Consider the following 21,006-nt stretch of genomic DNA (forward strand, 5'->3'; position numbering starts at 1 on the left):
TCTACTCTCCTTTCAGGACTTTAGCGGGTTCAATGTGAATTGCCCGGCGCGTGGGAACAATTGCCGCCACAGCGGCCACTAACAATGACAACACCAGCGTCAGCGGCAATACCGGCGCACGCAAAGCAATTGCCGCGCTGAATACGGTCTGCCCCAACACTTGTGCCAATATATAACCTAACAATGCACCGCAGATGGCAGCAGCCAGCGAGATAATCAAAGTTTCGGTTAACATCTGGCGGATAATGTCACCGCCACTGGCGCCCAGTGCTTTTTGCAAAGCGAACTCTTTTGAGCGCTCGCCCACTATCGCCATTAAGGTGGTGTTGACGCATAGAGATGACAAAATGAGGATAACCACAGAGACCAACCCCATCAGCCCTTTTATCTTGTCGAGAACCTGCCCTTCGGAAGCTGAAACCTTACGAATCGGCCTAATCTCAAGATCCGGATATTGCTCACGAAGATGGCTGGCAAAGGTTTCAACCTGGCCTACGTCATTACTGACACTCAGCAATGCATTACTGATATGCCCCGGCTGGTTGAGCCATTTTTGCGCCAACTCCAGATTGACGATCAACATGTTATCTGTGGCGTCGCCGGCCTCAACAATACCTTTAACTTGCAAACGTTGGCGTTCACTACCATTGACCAAAGTGAGAGTCTCACCCACCTTGACATGCAAACGCTCGGCTAGTTTGGCACCAATCATGGCATTGCGATCATCAAAACTAACGCCAATCCAGTTGCCGGTCACTTGCCAATAAGGGACCAACTGTTGCAATGATTCAAACCACACGCCCATCAGCACCACTTTTTCCAGCTCAGTGCGCGCCATCCCATAAATATAGGGACTTGAAGCATTGATCAGCCCTTTGGGCGCAGCATCAATGATTGGCTGGAAGCGCCCTTGTTCAAATGTGCTGCCATGCCCAGGGCCAATATAAAAATTCGCACCAAAAGTACGTAATTCCTGACTCATTTTGGCATTAATATCGAAATATACCGCCGACATTGCCGTGACAATCGCCGCGCCAACTGTCAATGCTGCAAAGACAACACTGACTCGTTGCAAGCGCAAGCGCAGTGCACGCAGCACTAATCGCCAGAACATGCCATCCAACCCTTTATGCTGAATTGCCCGATGATTAACGGCCATAGAGCACCTCCACCGGATAAAGACGGGCGATGCGACGAGCGGGGAACCATGTTCCAATCACTGCAATTAAAACAGAAATCACCAGCACACAAGGTACCACCATCCAGGCAAAGCTCAGCGGTGCACCAAACAGCATCAGGCCGATGGTTTTTGCCAATCCCCACCCCGCCAGGCAACCTGCCAGCCCGCCAATCAAGCCGCTGATTGCCGCTTCAAGATAGAACAGCATCAGAATTTGCCATTGCCGAGCGCCCAAGGCTTTCATTAAACCAATCTCTTTCGCCCGCTCCATAATCGTGCTGGTCATCAGCGACGCGATCCCCATAGCTGCGGCAATCAATGCGGCCAATGTCACCACCGCCAACAATAGCTGTATTTTTTCAATCACCACCCCTTCCGATGCGGCGACTTGCCAGATAGGCCGCACCACTGAACCGGATATTGCCTCTTCCAATTGATGAGCAATGGAAGAAACGTAAGCAGTGCAGTACCACAAGTCATATTCTTCGGCGTTAAGAGCGTCCAGATTTTCGCGCGCTTTACGCGATAGTTCATTCTCCGGCACCGTCAGAGCCGAGACTCGGATTGCCTGAACCTTCCCCGGAAGACCAAGCAGTGATTGCACTGCGGCCAGTGGCAACACTAAGCGGCTTTCCTCTTCACCACCACTGCTGAGCACGCCACTTACCTTCACTTTCATCGGGCCAGAAGCTCCGTTGAGATTCAGTTCATCACCAACTTTCCAACCAGTCTGTTGTGCTAGTTGCTTACCTAATAAAGCCTCTACCTCTGTGGCATCAGGTTTGACAGGCTCTTGCGGCCAGTGACCATTAACTTGCCAATAAGGGCTAATAATTTGCTGACCGGTGTGATAATCCTCTTCATCAGGTACATCAACGGGCTGATTAAAATAGGTACCTAATAGCGGGATATCCTGACCGTTAACCTCAGTTTCCCCACTCAGCAATGGGGCAAAACCCACAATATTGTTACGCCAAAAAATATCTTTGATATTGGGTAATTCAGCTTGATCCAGAAAATCCTGGCCCGTGAGTGGGTTACTTTTCTCACCAAACAGGGATGGTAATGCTACCTGACCGGCTGGCTCAATCAGAATATTGGCACCATAAGACTTCAGTTCGCGCGACATTTTATCGCCAATATCTATCGACACTGCCAGTAATGAAGAAATAAGTCCGGCGGCCAAAAACACCGTGAATACTGCCAGCGATTTACGACGGACATTTCGCAACCAAGACTGTTTGAGCATGCGCCACAGCATAATTACGGGTTCTCCTGTGAGTCACTGTCTTCATCACTGAGTACCGGGGTGACAAATTGCTCTGGATGTTCGCGGAAGCGGTTGTAATTAGCCTCGGATGAGAAGAAGTAGGTTTTATCGCCATAACTATATTTATACTCAGCCTTTTGGTTAGTCAGGTGAGTTTTATCAACTGGATCAATGACGTCTAAGGTAACAATCGTCGTGAAGTAATTCACGCCCGCTTCAAGAGAAGCTTTGGGAATAACCAACTCTTTATCATCGCTTTTCCAGTCTTCCAGCGGGATCGGATTACATCCCCCAGCTTTGCCGATAGACGGAATGAAAATATGCACCGCACAGGCAACACAGATCACCTGATTACCCTCCATCACATAACCCTGATCACCACATAATAGGCAAGCGTCAAAGACCACACTCAGGCGCAAGCGATCGGGATAGCGGTTAATAATAAAGAAGCGAACAGCTTTTCCATCATCAGCAACCCAGACAAAACGGTGCAATTTTCCATCCCGCACTTGTTCGACGGGAATATGAACTAAACCATCAGCGGTTAGCGTAACGGGTAAAGCTTCAGATAATTGAGGGGGTTGAGAGGCGACTTTATCCCAGTAAAGTTGGGCACCAGACACCACTACCCAAGCCAGAAAGGAGAAAATAAAGATTCTGCGTACGTTACGGTAATCGGCCAAAGCTTTACGGCGCGCGATCGGCTCCGAATGTTCAGCCACTATCACATTGGCATGGCGCAGCGGTATTAAATAGCACAGGGTAGTTATCGCCAATAACAGCGCACAAACATAGCTCAACCAGGCATGCCCATTGGTCACTAAAGCGACATAACTGAGTAGAGATTTGGTTAACGGCAAGGCCTGCAACTTGATCAATAACAAGATTGCATCGCCACTCAGAGGCAAAATCAGCAATAGCGTTAACAGAATCAGCAGCGGCCAGCGGATATACCGCAACTGCCTTACCATCATCAAGAGCAATACCGCACTGAAGACGACCCAAGCAAATGCCGCCACAATAGCGGCCAGATTAAGCAGTAAATCAGTATTAATCACATGAGTATTGGTAAAAGCGCCCAGATTGGGGTTATTTCCCCAATTAAATGCAGCCCCCAATACCAGTAAAGCCTGCCAGCAATAGCCTAATACACGGCTCGGAGTAAACTGACTGAATAAAAATAATATCAATGCCAGGAGCTGAACCCCTGCCAGAGCTAACTGCAATTGCTGCGATTTAGGATAATGGGTACCGGCCCATATCCCCACCACTACCATAAGTATTGTTATCCATACGATGCGATTTAGTGCCGGCGCGGGCCTAAAAACCCAACTCAGCCCCAGCAATAACGCGACAGGTAAAAAGGCTTGTAGTACGGAAACAAAAAAGTAACTCATTAGCACACCTTGGAGGAATCACAACACCTGCCAGTTATCACTGCTGACCTTACAGGAAACTGATAACACCCATTATCTGACCATTTATCATAAAGAAAAGCCGCGACAACGATGCGTCATCGCGGCCGGTTCTATCAATTCAGGCCGGTATATTTAAAGTCATAACTCACATCAAAAGGTTTCCACCAGCGACCAACACCGGTTTCGCTGTCGGTATGGCGATGCAAACCCGCTTTGGATGGCTCACTGATATGATAGGTAACTTTATAATTACCTACGCCCATCATTTTGATATTAGCGCCATAATGTGGGCCATCACTGGCAACCATAGGCATAAATGTGCCTTCTTGTTTAGCGCCAGTGTCTGTATTTACCAGGGTATAAGCGATAGTCAGGTATGGCATCCATTCACCGGCACCAAAACCATTTTTATTACCTTCAGTAGCATGAATATCCGCCTCCAGATGGATATCAGCTTTCGCGGCAGGCAAGCCCATGCCACGAGGTTCCATATCAATCGGTTGCAAATAAACCGCAGCAATTTCCATATCATTAATTTTGATAGGTTCGCCCGCAGGATACTCTTTAAAAGCAAAAGCGGTAGGTGCTGTAAAAATACTGGCAATGATGCTGCTGGCAATAATCGTTTTCTTGATAGTCATATAACACACCCTCAGGTATCAAATGATAAGTACAGTTTGTTATTCATACCGGCATCATGCCGGGCCGTCATACTGAGATATTACTAAGCCGGAATAACTCGCCCCCGCCGCTGCATTACCCACAAGGCAACCAGCGCAGCAATCAGCAATATTCCTTGAGGAATCAATGTCTCCAAATACGGATAGATCCCCAACCAACTAATTTCAGGTACGCCAGGTAGCAGTGTTGGCTCAAACAATTTGCCTTCAATCAACTCAAGAACACTCTTACCAGCAAATACAAATGCCATCAGGTACATAAAACCACCGGTAAACATAAAGAACGGTTTAAGTGGTAACTTGACGACTGTAAAACGCATGACTAGATAAGCCACCAGCAAGATGACACAACCGATACCAAAACCGGCCAAAATCGACAGATGACCGCTAGTTGTATTGGCGTCGCCCATCAGTGCGAGATAGAACAGAACGGTTTCAGCCCCTTCGCGGTACACCGCCAGGAAACTGGTTAGCCATAGCCCTATCATTGAGCCACTGCTGAGTGACTTGGAGAATTTCCCCTCCAAATAGGCTTTCCATTGGCGCGCTTCCGTTTTTGATAGCAACCAATAACTCATGGAGAACAGCATCACCACAGCAATCATCATGGTGAAACCTTCTAATAACTCTCGGCTTTGCCCTGAGTTTGCAAATAGCCACTGGAAGACAAAGGCTGTTAACACACTGGCAATTAAAGCCACCACCACCGATTGGCGAATCAGTGGTAACTTGTCCTGATGATTATTTTTCACCAGATAAGCGACGATAGCCGCCACAATCAGCAGGGCTTCCAACCCTTCGCGGACAATGATCAGCAAGCTATAGATGAACAAACTCCAATCAGTTTCATCCCCGCCACCGAGCATCTCCACCGCGCTGGCCAGATCTTTTTTCAAGGCCGCGGCTTCTATTTGTAGCTGTTCTAGTGGCTGGCCAGCTTTCATCAAGCTGACTAAGCGGGTGAAATGGCCCTCTAATGTTGATTTAAACGCAGCATCACGCGAGCCAACTTTATTCTCCATACCGCTGGCTTCGAATAAATCAAAATAAGTATCCTGAACGGCCATCATTGCTGGCGTGGTTTGCCCACTCTGGTACTGGCTGATAGCTTCGCTAATAGCCTGATTTATTTTGCGGGAAACAGCAGCCCAATCGGCATTAGCCTGTCCATCAGAATTGGCATTTGATTCAGAAGGTCGTCCTGATGCTGGTTGATCTGCGGTAACTGGCTGCTGTTCGCGGGTCGTCGGTAAGCCCGGCAATATGTCTTCTATAGTTTGAAGTAATCCCGTGATACGATAGGCGACTTCGGTTAGTTGGTCAGGTTTGCGAGTTAAATCGATGAGAGCAGTAAATTGTTGGTTAATCGCCGCTGCTTGTTGTGCAGAGCGATTACCACGCACTGACATCTCCATTTCAGAGTTTTTAAACCCCAAATAGTGCGCCTGTTGCACACTTTGGCTAGCAGCGGCGAATTTACCTTCTTGATATTCACTAATAGCCTGCGCTAATAAGTCATCGATAATCTTGAAACTTTGCTGCCAGTAAACAGCAATGTCGCTATTTTCATAGGTTGCATGTTGCTGTTCAGCGGTAAGCTTATGGCCATCAGTCAAAATCGGCAGGACGCCAGTCAACTCACCTTTAAGCCAATTAATTTTATTATCAACCTCAACTTGGGGTTTCCCCTCACCGATCATGCGGCGGATTTCACCAAAAGCGGCTTCCATCTGATAACTTTTCTGCGCCGAAATATTGATCCGAATCGGGCCTTCCAGATTTTCAAATACTTCAAAATAGGCCATTTGCACCGTGGTGCGGGCCTCATCATTTTTCTGCTGTTGGTATAACTGCGAGGTTTTATCAAGACGGGATTGGATATCATTGACCCACTGCTGATAATCTGGAGTCGCCCAAGCTAAAGAGCTGGATAGCCACCAACAACAGCAAAGCAGGAAAAGCTTGTGCCAAATTCGCATAATGAGTGACGCACATGAAGTTGATAATGAGATTTATTAACATTAACACTAAACAACGGAAATGTGTCTTGATCCGTATCAAAATATATTTAGTCTTTTGAATTTTTGTTTAAAAATGCGAAATGCCTCGCAAGATTAGAGCGAGTAACAGCAATGAATAAGGCGGTTTGGTGATGAGTCACATTCAAACGGAATATGAACAGGTTCGCGCAATTATCGGTGATAATTCTTTGATAACTTTGCTATCTATCGGCCATGAATCGACAACTGTGGTCATGGGTAGCTCTGGCATGGTTTTCACTGAACAGCGTCTTACTGTTGGCTCTAATCATGTTGCTTTGAGTTATTTCAAACATAATCCCCCCACGCCAGATGAGATGGAAACCGCCATTATGGTGGTGGAAGATGAAGTTATTCGCATCAGCTCGACGGTGGATAAAACCTCACAACTGATTACCACCGATGGTTATATTTCAGAGATTGCACATCTTGCGGGCTTATCCATACAAGCGGAAATTATTATGTCACTGGAGTCTGTTGAGCGGATGTTTGACCGACTGGCAGCCGTCATGATGGGTAGACCGGCTGCATCGGAAGGAATTCCCGCAGATAATGAATTTGCTGCACGTTTGCTGATTTTACGCGAATTTATGCATCATTTGCAGTTTTCTGCTATTACAGTGCTGAGATAAAAACGACATGATTGAATGAGTGTTTCGGCTAAAAAAACTGACAGGGCCCGTATTCGCGGCACACTGTCAGTTCATGATAGATAGTCAGTTTCTTTTTACTGCCGATGATAGCTCAGCTTACTTACCGGTTTTTTTAACCAGATTATCCGCAGGTAATTCCCCTGGCAGATAATTAGGCAAACGTCCCGCCGGGAAGATAGCCAGTAGTGATAACAACGCCATAATCAATAAGCCAAATTTCAGCGAACGAAGACGGGCTTCTTCATTGACTCGCACCGCTTCCGCGACCTGCTCAGGTGTCGCAGTGGTTTGCGCCAACACACCTTGCAGGCGGTCATTACTCACGAAGTTGATGCTGTCCATATTCACTTGCGCCTGAATTTCTGGCGTCAGAATTGGCGTTTCAGCCACGCCACGTATCACGTTAGCGCTGAGCAAACCAACCAGTAACGCGCCAGCTACAGCAGTACCTATGGCATTTGCCAGGTTATTCGTGGTACCACGTAATGAGCCAACATCACCGGCCAATTTTTTCGGCGAGGCACTGACCAATACGTTGAACAATAAAGTTACTAATGCACCCTGAGCCAGGCCAAACACCACTAAACCAAACATTACAGCAAATTCACTCCAGTTATTGCGCACCACAAATGCCAGCCACAACAGAGCGATGGTACAGGTGATGAAACCATAACGGCCAATTTTGCGTGGGGTCAGCTTCTTATAGAAACGAACAATCAACATCGCTGAGAAGAACACCGATAAGTTAAATGGCATCATGGCAATCGCCGTCGCCAACGGGGTACTGCCCTGCACTATCTGGATATACAGCGGAACCGAAAAGTTCAGCATAGCTTCCAGTGCAACCACCGCAAACATAGCAAATACAGCTGCTTTTTCAGTCGGTGAGCTCAGCACTTCCAGTGCCAATAAAGGCGTTTTGCCTTGTTCTTGGCGACGGCGAGTCCAGACGACAAACGCCTGCCCCAACACGATACCCAGCACAATCATGAAAGGTGCAGGAGAAAAACCCAGCAGGTCGAATGGCGCGCCATCACGAACCAGACCGAAGCCCCAGCGGTTCAGGTTGTTAAAGCCAAATGACAGCAGAATAATCGCCGACGCTGCCAAAATAACACCGAACAAATCGATACCAACTTCCGGGCGGCCTTGGTCAGACTTCAAGCGGAAGCTCAATACAAAGATAATTGCAGACAACACAATCAAGATGCCAAATGCGGGACGCCAGCCGATGTATGTTCCCAGAACACCACCAATCAGGAATGCCGCCACACCGGCACCGGCACGTGCTGAGCCTAATGCACCGAGCGCCGTAGCTTGTTGCGTGCCGCGATAGTTTTCAGCAATCAAGGCCACCAGTGCAGGAACCAACGCTGCTCCCGCCAGACCACTTAATGCCTGGGCACTGATCATCACGGTCACATTCGGGCTAAATGTCATCATGACCTGCGCGATACCAAACAACAGAACAGTACTACGGAATACCACCAGCGGCCCGAAACGTTGGTTGAGTTTGGCACCCAACATAACGAAACCAGCAACAGAGAGTGAGTACATCACGATCGCCGTTGCAATCGTCGTTGGTGGCACATTAAAGCTTTTGACCATACCGCCTAACGCTACCGGCAGGGAGGCAACGTTAAATGACATCAGAATCTGGGCCAATGCGATGGTGATCATCGGTACCCAAGACTCTTTAACATCCGCACCTGCTCGGTGAGTTGATTGATTCGCCATAAATATCTTTATCCTTTTGAAAAAATATTGTTTTAAGCTCAATCCGGTTTTACAAAGCACGTCTGTCGCCACATGACCGATTTTTTGAGCTTTACCTGACTCTCACGTCTCAACTCTTTTCGGTATAAGGCTCAGAAACAAACATGTCCATCCCAAGACTACGTGATAAGAACCGCGCGGCCAGTTGACCTTTAACACTATTACCAGCGCTATCCAGTAACGGGGCAAAAGTCCCCAACCCACCTTTACCTGGTGACACTGTGACAATACCGCCACCAATACCGCTTTTCCCAGGAAGGCCGATATCATAAAGCCAGTCCCCAGATGTTTCGTACAACCCAGCAGTTACCATTACTGCTAATGCGTAATGGCAAACATCATTATCTACCACGCGCTCGCGGGTCAGTGGATTGACGCCCCCGTCTGCCAGTGTCGCGCCCATGACAGCTAAGTCCCGGGCACTGACATTCAGTGAACACTGGCGCGTATAGAGATCGGTTGCGATAAGGGGATCACACCCCAGACGACCATAACCTTCCAGCACATTGGCTATGCCACGGTTGCGAAAATTGGTTTCACATGCAGATTGATACACTTCTTCGTTAAGAGTCAGCTCACGACCAGCAAAACGGCACAAACCGTCATAAATGAATTTCCACTGCTCATCACTGTTGGCACCGGGTACCAAGCTGGTCGTGGCGATAGCACCGGAGTTCACCATAGGATTAGTACGCCCATCAGGAGCCCGTTCAATGGCAGTCACTGAGTTAAATGCCATACCCGTACTATTCACCCCCAGTTTTTCACGGGCGACTTTCGCACCTATGGCCTGGCAGACCAGAGCAAAAACAAAAGGTTTGGAGACACTCATGATAGTAAATTCATAATCTACATCACCGGCTGAATGCACTTTACCGTTAGTACCAACCATGCAGACGCCAAATAGATTAGAAGGGATGCGTTCTAATGCAGGATAAACCGTCGAAACGACACCTTCATTATCAGTGCTAAACCGTTTGTGGGCTTCTTTCACCAATTTGACCACAGTCTCGGGATCCGGCAGATGCCCGGTGGATACGTAGTCGATAATTCTATTTTTGCTATCATCTGTAGGCATATAGTTACCTCCCGTTTAACTTCTGTTTATATTATTGTCTTTCTTTTGCCTATAAGGCTTATTTTAAGCAGCAGAAATACTTATACTTTTAGTTTATATGAAATAGTAATAATGATTTGCGCTTCTTTAACCTTTGGATTTATGAATTACTCATGAAATTCTTAGAGTAAGATATCTTAGGTTTAGAAAACTGTATATCAGTTGTTTTTGAATAGTTTACTTATGTTTTTACAGAGAAAAATCATCAGAATTGTTGCAATATCATCGTAATAACGATAAGGCATGAAGGTTTTATGAAGAGTTAGATAATGACAAACAGCAGATAAACATGTCAGCTAGCATTAATCCGATATAATAATAAATTATTATCGATAACGAGCCATTTAAATAAATGCTATACATTGATAGACATATTTTAATGCCAAACAATATCACGTTGAGCATCCACACTGGCAGTGCCGCCAGCGCCTCACTCACTGGTGTACATAAGCTTAAAAACAGTCATTCCCTCACAGCAAAAAAAAACGCCCATGGGCAAGATTGATAACTATATAAATAGTTATGTAGCTAAAGTAACCCCAAGTATTAGCACCCTAATAAATAAACAGCGTAAACTACAGGGCAACTTCGTTTGTATCCTTTTTCGTTTGCAACTATTGATACAGCGCACCCATCTCATCAATCTGGATATCTGAGAATCACACAGGCCGGTGTTTCTGGAGCATGACATGAACAATGCATCAACGGCTGGAAAGCAAAAAGTGCCGTTACGACTCAGCACGTCTATCACTCTAATGGTTTCTGCGGTGATTATCTCCGTGTTATTGGTGGTTCACACGCTGTTCTTCGTTCAACTTAGCAAGATGGCCCAAGAGGGTTTGCAAGACAAAGCAGTTGCCGTCGCTCGGTCACTCTCTTTTTCGCCCACCATCATTCACGGATTAACTGATCCTGAAGCCGGGAAACGAATTCAGGCCTATACCAGCCAAGTTCAGAAAGCGAATAACCTGCTATTTATTGTTGTGACTGATATGAACGGCATTCGCTATTCACATCCTAATCCAGAGATGATCGGACAACATTTTATCGGCAATGATTTAGAACCAGCGCTACAAGGCAAAGAAAACAGCGCGATAAACCGAGGTGTACTGGAAAGAGCATTGCGTATTTTCATTCCTGTTTATGAGCCTCACGGCAAACAAATAGGTGTTGTCGCGATTGGGATTTCTCTTACTAGCATTGCCTCGGTTGTCAGTGAAACCCGCTGGACGATTCCCTGGACCATATTATTTGGAGCGCTGATTGGATCACTCGGCACCTGGTTTTTAGTCAAAGCACTGAAAAGAATTATGTTGGGTTTCGAACCCTACGAGATCTCCAACTTATTTGAACAACGTAACGCCATGCTGCAATCCATTAAAGAAGGCGTCATCGCAGTTGATGCGAACTCGCGCATTACCGTAGTAAATCATGAGGCGAAGCGCTTATTTAAACAAAGTGGGCCGATGGAAAATTTATTACTCAGTAGCGCCAGCAAGTATTGGCCTGTGCGTTTGTATTTAGAGCAGGTCTTGGAAACCGGGATTGCCCGACGCGATGAAGAAATAAACTTTAATGGCAGCATATTACTGACCAATACTGTTCCCGTAATGGTAAAAGGCGATATTATCGGCGCAATCGCCACTTTCCGCGATAAAACCGAAGTGAGTCAATTGATGCAACGCCTGACCGGCATGGTACATTATGCCGATGCCTTACGAACACAGTCACACGAATTTATGAATAAACTCCATGTGATTTTGGGTTTATTGCATATGAAGTATTATCAGCAACTTGAAGATTATATTGTCAAAACATCAAATAATTATCAGGCGGAAATTGGCTCTCTACTGCGCAAAGTAAAATCCCCAGTCATTGCCGGTTTCCTGCTGGGGAAAATCAATCGGGCACGTGATTTGGGCATCACGTTATCCATCAGTGACGATAGCTTGTTGCCCGATACCGATAATGAGCAAATAACGACCACCTTGATTACAGTTTTGGGTAATCTGATTGAGAATGCCATGGAAGCTATTGGCAACCAGTCTCAACGAGAAATTAATGTCAGCTTCCATTATCAAAATGGCAGAGTCCATTGCGTTGTCAGTGATGATGGGCCGGGTATTGCAACCGAGTTACAAGACAGTATTTTTGATAATGGTTTTTCCACGAAAGGAAATGAACACGGCATCGGTTTGAGCCTGGTTCGCCAGAGCTTGGAGAGTATTGGTGGCAATATTGAGTTCGATTCCGAAGCGGGTGTTTTTACCCAATTCTTTATCAACCTTCCCTACGATGTAACCTCAAATAATATGACTTCCAGTGATAATTATTCAAACAACATCAGCGCGGTAAATCATGATTAATGTATTAATAGTAGATGATGATGCAATGGTAGCTGAGCTGAACAAGTGTTATCTAAGCCAAGTGACGGGCTTCAACTGCTGCGGCTCAGTCTCTAGTTTGCAGCAAGCCCGGGAACATGTGATGGCAGCGAAACAGCCGATCCACTTGGTCCTGCTGGATGTTTTCATGCGCCAGGACAATGGGTTAGATTTGCTGCCAGTCCTACGTGAATTCAGTGAGCATACTGATGTTATTGTTATTTCATCTGCGACTGATGTGAATACCATCAAAAAAGCACTGCAATACGGAGTGGTAGATTACTTAATTAAGCCGTTCCAATTCTCACGTTTTGAAGAAGCACTGTCGACTTATCGTGAAAAACAGAGTTTGCTAGGGCAGCGTGAATATTGCGCACAAGAAGATGTCGATTCTTTATTGCGGCGCAGTAATGCTGCTCCGATCGAGCGCAAAAAGTTACCAAAAGGGCTGACAGCTCAAACACTACGAACTGTATGTGAATGGATTCTGGAAGTGCAGGATGGAGAGTTTTCGACAGAGCAGATGGCAAATGCGATTGGTATTTCACGTGTTTCTTGCCGTAAATATTTAATTTATCTTTCCGATACTGAAGTTCTCAGCACTAAAGTTCTGTATGGTGCAACTGGACGGCCGGTTTATCTCTATAAACTCTTGCCCAGCCAGCAGGAGGTATTAAAGCAGTATTGCCAATAGTATTAACACCAAGAAGAGCTCAATTCTCAATAATAAACGGCATCCAATAAAAAATGCCGTTTATTATGTTATTACTTAAAATGTTTGTTTAAATTATCCAACCTAACAGCAATGTGGCACCAATGACCGTGGATGCACCGCCAATACGGGTAGCTATCTGGGCAAATGGCATCAATGACATCCGGTTTGAGGCAGAAAGAATAGCAACATCCCCTGTCCCACCTAGCCCACTGTGGCAGCTGGTCACAATAGAGGCCTCAACGGGATACATATTTAGATGGGGAGCAATAATGAAACTGATGGCAGCCATTGATAAAACAACAGACCCACAGACCACAACATAGCCAACGGAGAATACGGCGACAACACTTTCTAACGGAACATACAACATCCCCAGGCCAATCATTAGAGGCCAGACCAACGTAGTAGAAACAAATTTATACCAGCTGTGCGCGCCCTGCTCCATTTTTGATGGAATAACCTGTGCGTATTTACACATTACGGCAATCAAAATCATCAGTACCGGGCCAGGAATATGCACAATCTTTTCAAATAACCCGCCTACAATGAAGAATGCACAGGTCATTAATAACCCGCCACCCATTAACTGAAAATCAGCCTGTTTTGGGCCTTCTTGCGAGGTAAACACCGCGTTGTCTTGCGCTGAGCGAATTAACATCCCCTCGCCATTCAGATCTTTACGCCGCATGCCGATACGAGACAGCACACCGGCACAGATGATAGCAAAAATGTTTCCAACTACTGCCGCTGGAGCCAGCTGTGCAACATAAACATCAGGTGCTTGCCCGAGAATCGCCGAATAAGCCAAGGATAACGGCAAGATACCTTCACCAATGCCCCCACCGATAATAGGGACAATAATAAAGAAAAAAGTATGATAAAGGGTGAAACCAAATAACTTACCCACCAGTAAACCGGTAGCGACAGCAGTGATGGTTCCCACTACCAGCGGGATAAACATACGCGTCATCCCCTGAATGAGCACCACGCGATTCATGCCAAGAATACTGCCAACGACCAGACTGGCAATGACAAAATAGAGTAAGTTCGCCTCCTTCATCAATAAGTGAACCGTATCTAGCGTATTGGTTTGGAAAATACCAAAGTAGACCAACACTGATGGCACCATCAGACACAATATAGCTGGGCCACCGATGTCTTTTAATACTGGAATATGGCGACCAATATGGGATAACACAAAGCCCATTGTCATAATAACAGCCAAACCACCAATCATATTTTTGGGTAGATAACTGGCATAAGCCGAAATAAACACAATAGCCGAAATGGTCATAAATAAAACCATCGGCATCGTATTTATATTCATTTGGTTCAAGTTGGCAATCAATGTTTTGATGGAAGACTTATCTGCCATATCGTTCTCTTCGTCGGAAGCAAGAGTGATGTCCTGATTTGTTTTTTTCATTTTAGACCTACTGTTGGTAGCACCTAAGGAACAAGAGGTAACGTATTGAACATTGTGGTCAGCTGAAGAAACTTGCTATTTATCACCGACCTATTTAAGGAAATAATCGATTGACCTGTCGCTAAAAATTATTATTAACATCAATAATAAAAACATAAGATGTAAATACTCAACCTCAAGATAGCACTCCACTCTGAGTAAAAGAACAAGCGACACAGATATACTTATTGCATTTGAGAGCATCTCGACAGGTTTATTTTAATTAACTTAACTCGGTGTTTTGTAATTAAAAAATTTGAATGTAATCAATTTTCTCTGTTATGCTTTTTTAGTTGTAGACAGCGAGATTAATGTCTTGGTTTAGTTATAAACATTTTTGCATGTACGAAATTTCTCGCTCATGACAACCTGTCTATTCGCGGCCTTAAGTGCTATGGCTTTGCGGTCCCCCATATACAACTCAGTACGTGATCAGCACCAGGAGTGATACCTTATTGGCAATCCTGTATATTGATCATGATTAAAATATTTATAGGTCTGATACTAAAGCACGTGCTTTGTGCCGAAAAGACAAACCATGAATATAAAAAGAATATCTGTATAAAATACTTCACCTGATGCAAAAAATTAAGATCAACTATAATTTAATCCAAAATGATAGTAATAAAAGATAAAGTCAGGCTAAAAATAGTATTGATAGAAAATAGTCAGAATTTATTTATAGCAAAAAACAAGCTCTCCGCATTCACCTACATAACAACCGGTTACGAGTTGCTCTAAAAACAATCAATAGTCACACTAAATGCATAAACATTGAAGCATGTGGTGTGATTATAAATTAACCTTAGCCATTCAATTAGTGACTCCGTTAATACCGCAAAAAAAATAATTTATAAGTGAATATTTTTTTGCCTCATCACGATAGAAACGATAGCATGCCCTCCCATAATTCAAGAGTCATGATCAAAGCCATAACAAGTGAAGGCGCTAAGACGCTATTTATGCATTAACCTTTAGCAATCGGTTGCAGTAATACATTCACGATGATTGCACAACAGACAGGAAAATAGGGAATGTCTATGATGTCAGGAAAGCACTCTGCAGAAACCCATCACGACGCAAAAAAACGCTGGTTAGATTCTCATGATACTGGTTATCACAAAAGTATGGGCCGACGTCATATACAAATGATAGCGATCGGCGGTTCTATTGGTACCGGCCTATTTTTAGGTACAGGTGCTCGTCTGCAAATGGCAGGCCCAGCATTAGCCTTGGTTTATTTAGTATGCGGAGTTTTCTCATTTTTCATTCTCAGAGCTCTCGGCGAATTAATTTTACACCGCCCTTCCAGTGGTAGTTTTGTCTCTTATGCTCGCGAGTTTCTCGGCGAAAAGGCATCCTATGTTGCTGGATGGATGTATTTTCTCAACTGGGCAATGACTGGGATCGTCGATATTACCGCCGTTGCTCTCTATATGCATTATTGGGGAACCTTCTCTGATGTACCCCAATGGCTGTTTGCATTAGGCGCACTTTCAATTGTCGCCACCATGAATATGATTGGCGTTAAATGGTTTGCGGAGATGGAATTCTGGTTTGCATTGATTAAAGTGGCTGCCATCTCCATATTTCTGGTCGTCGGGGTTGTCTTTCTTGGAACCGGCCAAAGTGTAGGTGAACACTCGTCCGGTATGCATCTGATCACTGATAATGGCGGATTCTTCCCCCACGGGTTACTTCCCGCACTGGTATTAGTTCAGGGAGTTATATTTGCTTTTGCAGGTATTGAGTTAATCGGCACCGCAGCTGGCGAGTGCAAAGACCCAGAGAAAATGCTACCCAAAGCGATCAATAGTGTGATTCTACGTATTGGCCTGTTTTATGTCGGCTCAGTGGTTCTGTTGGTATGCTTATTGCCCTGGAATGCCTATCAGGCGGGTCAAAGCCCCTTTGTGACATTTTTCAGTAACTTAGGCGTTCCTTATATTGGCACGATCATGAATATCGTGGTACTATCAGCCGCTCTTTCCAGCCTGAACTCGGGGCTGTATTCTACAGGCCGCATTCTACGTTCATTATCGATGGGCGGTTCAGCACCAAAATTCATGTCCAAAATGAGCCCCCAATCGGTCCCTTATGCCGGGATACTGGTCACTGTCGGCATCTATGTTTTTGGTGTAGTGCTCAACTTTCTCGTCCCATCACAGGTATTTGAGATTGTTTTGAATATTGCGTCGCTTGGTATTATTAGCTCATGGGCATTCATTATTGTGTGTCAGATGAAGTTACGTCAGGCGATAAAAAACGGCACGGCCAAACCTGTCGCTTTCAAAATGCCTGGCGCTCCCGTGACATCTTGGTTAACCCTATTTTTCCTGGCCGGCGTCTTAATTATGATGGCGTTAGACTATCCGAATGGTACCTGGACCGTTGCGACTTTACCTATCATCGCCGTATTGTTAGTCGTTGGCTGGTTTAGTTTACGTAAACGTGCCCGAGAGGTCGCAGCAGAACACATAAATATGCCAGTCAAAGAAAGTGGAGCTAAAACAGTACAACCTGTGATTTGTATGAACAAAAGCCAGTAGGTTATAGAAGGCATTCAGCCCGTATGATGATAAAAAACTTACGGGCTGAGTTTTACGCGAGTACGGTTAAGGTTAATATCAAACCACTATTGAATAATGAAATGTACACTACCGATTGACTCACAATAGTCAGTAAAGTTAAAGGACTACAGTTTACTGAGAAGAAAATCGCGTAAAACGACTGCTTGGTTATTTTGCTCATCACGACTGCCATATAACAACGTGATTGGCTGTTGTTTCAACAACGCCAGCAAAGGTTCCCAGGCCGTAGAGTTATTGAGCTGAGCACGATAGCGTATGACAAATTCCGGCCAATCCAAATGCTGATGAAACCATTGTCGCAACGCGTTATCCGGTGCGACCTCTTTCAGCCATACAACCCCCTCCAGGCGAGCCTTACTGATCCCACGCGGCCATAAGCGGTCAACTAAGAAAGTATTGGCCTGATAAGGTGGTTCAACATCATAGACCCGTAGCAATGTGACCTTATTTATACTCACAGCAATCCCCTTTCGCTCATTTCACTATTCAAATTAAATCAGTGACAGAGAGTAAATTCGTGAAGACTCCCCCCATGGGTGATAGCCCATCCCGGTAAAAGTAAAACCGTATTTTTCATAGAAACCAATATGGTCAGTGCATAAATGTAATTCATCGAAACCGATACTTTTGGCCTCGTCAGCCAAGTGCTTTATCAACAACTCACCATAAGCATGCCCGCGAAAGTTCTCTTCAATATAGAGCGCGCACAACCAAGGGTACAGATCCATCCGGCTGATAAAATCATTAGTAATTAGGCCCGCACAGCCAATAATCTCCGCATTGAGCTCCATCAAATACCATTGCGGCAACGGCTTTTTTGCACCAATACAATGCGTAATGCTATCTTGATAAAGCATTTGGGTTTCTTCTGTGGCCCACTTACTTTGAAAGTAATGAATAGCTTTATCTTTATAATCTGGATGATTTCTCACCGAGATAATCTTTATCATAACTTTATTCCTATCATACTGAACGCTGCTTTGGGGTAGAAAAATATGACAGCCTACTGATAAATCTCGGGATAAGTGCTGCTATATTAATGTTGTCAATATCTATCGACAAGCACAAGGGGTTTATCTCTCATTTTAAGCACTGTAACATCCGGCGAAGACCATGATAATTATTTATTCATAAATACGAACATGTTATATTTCTTCCAGCTAAATTATGAGTGAAAAAAATGACAACAGTGCTGATTAATACTACCAGACAGATGAAGAAAAAAAATATCATGCTGGTGACTGGCACATTAAAATCATTGGCATCTGCAACTAAAAGCGATATATCCGCTCAAACTGGGTTAAGTTTAGCAACCTGTGGCACGATACTGAATGAATTATGCGCTGAGGGAGAGGTTATAGAGGAATCTCTCGATGAATCACGCGGTGGTCGGCCAGCCAGACGCTATATATATAATCCAAATTACTTTAGTATATTAAGTGTCTATGCTGAGGGTACAAATGACAGCGGCGTTATTTCGTCTTATCTTACCTCGGCCGATGGCAAAAAAACTGAAGAGTATAATGAAGTTTATAATAATCTGACTGTAGATAAATTAATTAACCACATCAAAGAAATAATAAACAAACACCCTAACATCAAAGCATTAGGTCTTGGCCTTCCTGGTGTTGTAGTTGATGGAAAAGTCCTAACTTGCGATATTACTCACTTAGAAGGAGTAAATATTGCTGAGCAGTTAAATAACCAATTTGGTATTTTTGTCCAAGTGGGCAATGATATGAATTACACTGCATTTGGCTTCTACCGAAATGATTGCCGCGATACAAATGATCCTATCGCTTATATTTTCATGCCTCCAAGACACTGCGCGGGTTGTGGCATGGTTATTTCCGGGAAAATGTTACGCGGGGCTAGCCAATTTGCGGGGGAGGTATCAAAACTGCCCTTCTATGATAATTTAAGCAACGAAACGAATACTAGCTCTCATCATACTCCCGAATTTGAAAGACTTCTGCATATCACTTCATCTTTGATTGTTATTATTAATCCGCTCACCGTAGCAATATCAGGTAATAACATAGATCAAGCATGCATTGATGCGCTAGCTATTGAGTTATTAAAAAGATTTGATAGCAAACATATCCCGCAATTTGTCTATCGCGATTGTATAAAATCTGATTATCATAAAGGCATATCTGAATATACCCTCGACGCCTATAATAATTTTAGAGTCTTCGATAGCTAACTTACCCAGATCAATGATGTCAAAAACCTGCCTTAGCACTAAAAATCCAATTTCAGCGCTCGCATTCTATCCCCTATTTAACACCTATAAATAAACATCTTCCACGACAAGAATGTTCTTGACTTCTTGAGCATCACCATTATATTTTACAACTTAATGCAAGTCTTTTAGTAAGTAATTTTACATCGCTAACAAATTCGATTTCGCGACCACTAACCAGAGAAAGGTAACTACTGAATGTCTAGCTCTACACTCGATACCACTCTGGATACTTATGCTAAACGCTCCGCTACACGGGCAATATTCTTTGTCGCAGGATTTGCAATGGGCCTCTGGGCTTCGCTAGTACCCTATGCACAAAATCGTCTAAATTTTGATGCCGGTTCGTTAGGATTACTGTTGCTTTGCTTAGGAACTGGCTCTCTGCTTGCCATGCTGTTCTCCGGGAAACTCATCGGCCGTTTTGGTTGTAGAAATATTATATTATTAGGTATCGCCCTAACCTGTATATTCCTGCCTACTCTGGCAGTCATTGGTCAATTCCCTTTGATGGCTTTATGCCTGTTTTTCTTTGGAGCCGGAATCGGCTTGGCTGATGTTGCGGTCAATGTCCAAGGCTCACTGGTTGAACAATCATCTGATAAACCACTCATGTCAGGTTTTCATTGTTTGTTCAGTGTTGGTTCGATCGCAGGAGCCGGTGGTGGTGCAATATTATTTACGCTTAGTTTGATGCCTCTCTCCGTGACATTCATTGCCATTGCAGTAATCGCTATTATTACTGTGACAGTTTTCAATGAATTAATTCCCTTTGGGGATCATAAAGAACCTACTGAGCAAGCAATAACAAAACCAAGACCCAATTTCCGGCTCGTGTTGATGGCATTGATGTGCATGATTTGTTTTATGGCTGAAGGTGCAGTATTAGATTGGAGCGGCGTTTTTCTCACTCATGATAGGGGCCTTGATATAACACATGCAGGTTGGGGATTCGCAATTTTTGGTGGAACGATGTCAATCATGCGTTTCACTGGAGATAAAGTTGTCAGCTTTTTGGGGCGTAAACGCGTACTGGTTCTCAGTAGTATCATTGCCATGATCGGTTATGCGGTTGTGGTCATTATCCCCGACTGGAAATTCACATTACTTGGTTTCGCGCTAGTCGGAGTTGGGGCCGCAAATATTGTTCCGGTACTGATAACCCTGGACGGCCAGGAAACAGTGATGCCGGTCAATATGTCCGTTGCAATGGTTGCAATACTAGGTTACTTCGGTGTCCTGGGCGGGCCAGCGCTGATTGGCTTTATTGCTCACTTAACTGATCTTTATACTGCATTCGCCATTATAGCACTGACATTCCTTATTATTGGGATTGGGGCATTTAAGCTGAAATATATCAATGAGGAATAACCGCATCAAAAAATTAATGCAGCGTAAACTTATTTGCAAAGACTTATCTAAAGATAACAATTGTGACTGAGTATGGTAAATTTACCAGCTAGCAAAATTTTG

The 21,006-nt window shown here is 44.5% G+C and carries 16 protein-coding genes; 6 read left to right on the forward strand and 10 right to left on the reverse strand.

Going from position 1 to position 21,006, the window contains the following annotated elements; all coding sequences use genetic code 11:
- Nucleotide 1: 1 nt before the first annotated feature.
- From ACF3VQ_RS12020 to ACF3VQ_RS12040, 5 genes are all read right to left on the reverse strand, one after another.
- The gene (locus ACF3VQ_RS12020) at nt 2–1,114 is read right to left on the reverse strand and encodes an ABC transporter permease (RefSeq protein WP_392435555.1); all 1,113 of its coding nucleotides are present in this window, start codon (nt 1,112–1,114) and stop codon (nt 2–4) included.
- A gap of 34 nt (nt 1,115–1,148) precedes the next feature.
- On the reverse strand, nt 1,149–2,441 hold the full coding sequence (locus tag ACF3VQ_RS12025; protein WP_392431102.1) for an ABC transporter permease: 1,293 nt from the start codon (nt 2,439–2,441) through the stop codon (nt 1,149–1,151).
- Nucleotides 2,442–2,443: 2 nt separating this feature from the next.
- On the reverse strand, nt 2,444–3,847 hold the full coding sequence (locus ACF3VQ_RS12030; RefSeq protein WP_392431103.1) for a Fe-S-containing protein: 1,404 nt from the start codon (nt 3,845–3,847) through the stop codon (nt 2,444–2,446).
- Nucleotides 3,848–3,981: 134 nt separating this feature from the next.
- Nucleotides 3,982–4,509 carry an iron transporter gene (locus ACF3VQ_RS12035; RefSeq protein ID WP_392431105.1) on the reverse strand — a complete coding sequence of 176 codons (528 nt, stop codon included), beginning with the start codon at nt 4,507–4,509 and terminating at the stop codon, nt 3,982–3,984.
- 83 nt (nt 4,510–4,592) lie between these two features.
- Entirely contained in the window at nt 4,593–6,527 is a 1,935-nt protein-coding gene (locus tag ACF3VQ_RS12040; RefSeq protein ID WP_392431106.1) for an FTR1 family protein, read from the reverse strand.
- Nucleotides 6,528–6,700: 173 nt separating this feature from the next.
- Between ACF3VQ_RS12040 and ACF3VQ_RS12045 the strand changes: the two genes are divergently transcribed.
- Nucleotides 6,701–7,219 carry a hypothetical protein gene (locus tag ACF3VQ_RS12045; protein ID WP_392431108.1) on the forward strand — a complete coding sequence of 173 codons (519 nt, stop codon included), beginning with the start codon at nt 6,701–6,703 and terminating at the stop codon, nt 7,217–7,219.
- Between the two features lie 117 nt (nt 7,220–7,336).
- On the opposite strand, the gene ACF3VQ_RS12050 is transcribed toward ACF3VQ_RS12045, so the two are convergent.
- Nucleotides 7,337–8,977, reverse strand: a complete 1,641-nt coding sequence (locus tag ACF3VQ_RS12050) for an MFS transporter (RefSeq protein WP_392431110.1) — start codon at nt 8,975–8,977, stop codon at nt 7,337–7,339.
- Between the two features lie 109 nt (nt 8,978–9,086).
- Nucleotides 9,087–10,094, reverse strand: coding sequence for a glutaminase A (gene glsA, locus ACF3VQ_RS12055; RefSeq protein ID WP_392431112.1), 1,008 nt, complete (start codon nt 10,092–10,094; stop codon nt 9,087–9,089).
- A gap of 728 nt (nt 10,095–10,822) precedes the next feature.
- Here glsA and ACF3VQ_RS12060 point away from each other — a divergent pair.
- Both ACF3VQ_RS12060 and dcuR read left to right on the forward strand, forming a co-directional pair.
- The gene (locus ACF3VQ_RS12060; RefSeq protein ID WP_392431114.1) at nt 10,823–12,499 is read left to right on the forward strand and encodes a sensor histidine kinase; all 1,677 of its coding nucleotides are present in this window, start codon (nt 10,823–10,825) and stop codon (nt 12,497–12,499) included.
- The gene (gene dcuR, locus ACF3VQ_RS12065) at nt 12,492–13,211 is read left to right on the forward strand and encodes a two-component system response regulator DcuR (RefSeq protein ID WP_392431116.1); all 720 of its coding nucleotides are present in this window, start codon (nt 12,492–12,494) and stop codon (nt 13,209–13,211) included. Before ACF3VQ_RS12060 ends, dcuR begins: the two co-directional genes overlap by 8 nt.
- Before the next feature lie 88 nt (nt 13,212–13,299).
- On the opposite strand, the gene ACF3VQ_RS12070 is transcribed toward dcuR, so the two are convergent.
- The gene (locus ACF3VQ_RS12070) at nt 13,300–14,658 is read right to left on the reverse strand and encodes a 2-hydroxycarboxylate transporter family protein (protein WP_392431118.1); all 1,359 of its coding nucleotides are present in this window, start codon (nt 14,656–14,658) and stop codon (nt 13,300–13,302) included.
- A gap of 1,073 nt (nt 14,659–15,731) precedes the next feature.
- Between ACF3VQ_RS12070 and ansP the strand changes: the two genes are divergently transcribed.
- On the forward strand, nt 15,732–17,246 hold the full coding sequence (ansP, locus tag ACF3VQ_RS12075) for an L-asparagine permease (RefSeq protein WP_392431120.1): 1,515 nt from the start codon (nt 15,732–15,734) through the stop codon (nt 17,244–17,246).
- 146 nt (nt 17,247–17,392) lie between these two features.
- Here the strand turns inward: ansP and ACF3VQ_RS12080 are convergent, their stop codons facing one another.
- Entirely contained in the window at nt 17,393–17,746 is a 354-nt protein-coding gene (locus ACF3VQ_RS12080; protein WP_392431122.1) for a DUF488 domain-containing protein, read from the reverse strand.
- A 33-nt stretch (nt 17,747–17,779) separates the two neighbouring features.
- Nucleotides 17,780–18,238: a GNAT family N-acetyltransferase gene (locus ACF3VQ_RS12085; RefSeq protein ID WP_392431124.1), complete on the reverse strand. Its 459-nt coding sequence runs from the start codon at nt 18,236–18,238 to the stop codon at nt 17,780–17,782.
- A 230-nt stretch (nt 18,239–18,468) separates the two neighbouring features.
- On the opposite strand from ACF3VQ_RS12085, the gene ACF3VQ_RS12090 reads away from it, so the two are divergent.
- Nucleotides 18,469–19,494, forward strand: coding sequence for an ROK family protein (locus ACF3VQ_RS12090; protein ID WP_392431126.1), 1,026 nt, complete (start codon nt 18,469–18,471; stop codon nt 19,492–19,494).
- A gap of 237 nt (nt 19,495–19,731) precedes the next feature.
- Nucleotides 19,732–20,904, forward strand: a complete 1,173-nt coding sequence (locus ACF3VQ_RS12095; protein WP_392431127.1) for an MFS transporter — start codon at nt 19,732–19,734, stop codon at nt 20,902–20,904.
- Nucleotides 20,905–21,006: the final 102 nt, after the last annotated feature.

This window comes from Yersinia fenwicki (assembly GCF_043099325.1).
Taxonomy (GTDB): domain Bacteria; phylum Pseudomonadota; class Gammaproteobacteria; order Enterobacterales; family Enterobacteriaceae; genus Yersinia.

Bases quoted from the DNA above. Each gene is read 5' to 3' on its own strand.
- ACF3VQ_RS12020 (WP_392435555.1), bottom strand. From the start codon at position 1,114: ATGTTCTGGCGATTAGTGCTGCGTGCACTGCGCTTGCGCTTGCAACGA.
- ACF3VQ_RS12025 (WP_392431102.1), bottom strand. From the start codon at position 2,441: ATGCTGTGGCGCATGCTCAAACAGTCTTGGTTGCGAAATGTCCGTCGT.
- ACF3VQ_RS12030 (WP_392431103.1), bottom strand. From the start codon at position 3,847: ATGAGTTACTTTTTTGTTTCCGTACTACAAGCCTTTTTACCTGTCGCG.
- ACF3VQ_RS12035 (WP_392431105.1), bottom strand. From the start codon at position 4,509: ATGACTATCAAGAAAACGATTATTGCCAGCAGCATCATTGCCAGTATT.
- ACF3VQ_RS12040 (WP_392431106.1), bottom strand. From the start codon at position 6,527: ATGCGAATTTGGCACAAGCTTTTCCTGCTTTGCTGTTGTTGGTGGCTA.
- ACF3VQ_RS12045 (WP_392431108.1), top strand. From the start codon at position 6,701: ATGAGTCACATTCAAACGGAATATGAACAGGTTCGCGCAATTATCGGT.
- ACF3VQ_RS12050 (WP_392431110.1), bottom strand. From the start codon at position 8,977: ATGGCGAATCAATCAACTCACCGAGCAGGTGCGGATGTTAAAGAGTCT.
- glsA (WP_392431112.1), bottom strand. From the start codon at position 10,094: ATGCCTACAGATGATAGCAAAAATAGAATTATCGACTACGTATCCACC.
- ACF3VQ_RS12060 (WP_392431114.1), top strand. From the start codon at position 10,823: ATGAACAATGCATCAACGGCTGGAAAGCAAAAAGTGCCGTTACGACTC.
- dcuR (WP_392431116.1), top strand. From the start codon at position 12,492: ATGATTAATGTATTAATAGTAGATGATGATGCAATGGTAGCTGAGCTG.
- ACF3VQ_RS12070 (WP_392431118.1), bottom strand. From the start codon at position 14,658: ATGAAAAAAACAAATCAGGACATCACTCTTGCTTCCGACGAAGAGAAC.
- ansP (WP_392431120.1), top strand. From the start codon at position 15,732: ATGTCTATGATGTCAGGAAAGCACTCTGCAGAAACCCATCACGACGCA.
- ACF3VQ_RS12085 (WP_392431124.1), bottom strand. From the start codon at position 18,238: ATGATAAAGATTATCTCGGTGAGAAATCATCCAGATTATAAAGATAAA.
- ACF3VQ_RS12090 (WP_392431126.1), top strand. From the start codon at position 18,469: ATGACAACAGTGCTGATTAATACTACCAGACAGATGAAGAAAAAAAAT.
- ACF3VQ_RS12095 (WP_392431127.1), top strand. From the start codon at position 19,732: ATGTCTAGCTCTACACTCGATACCACTCTGGATACTTATGCTAAACGC.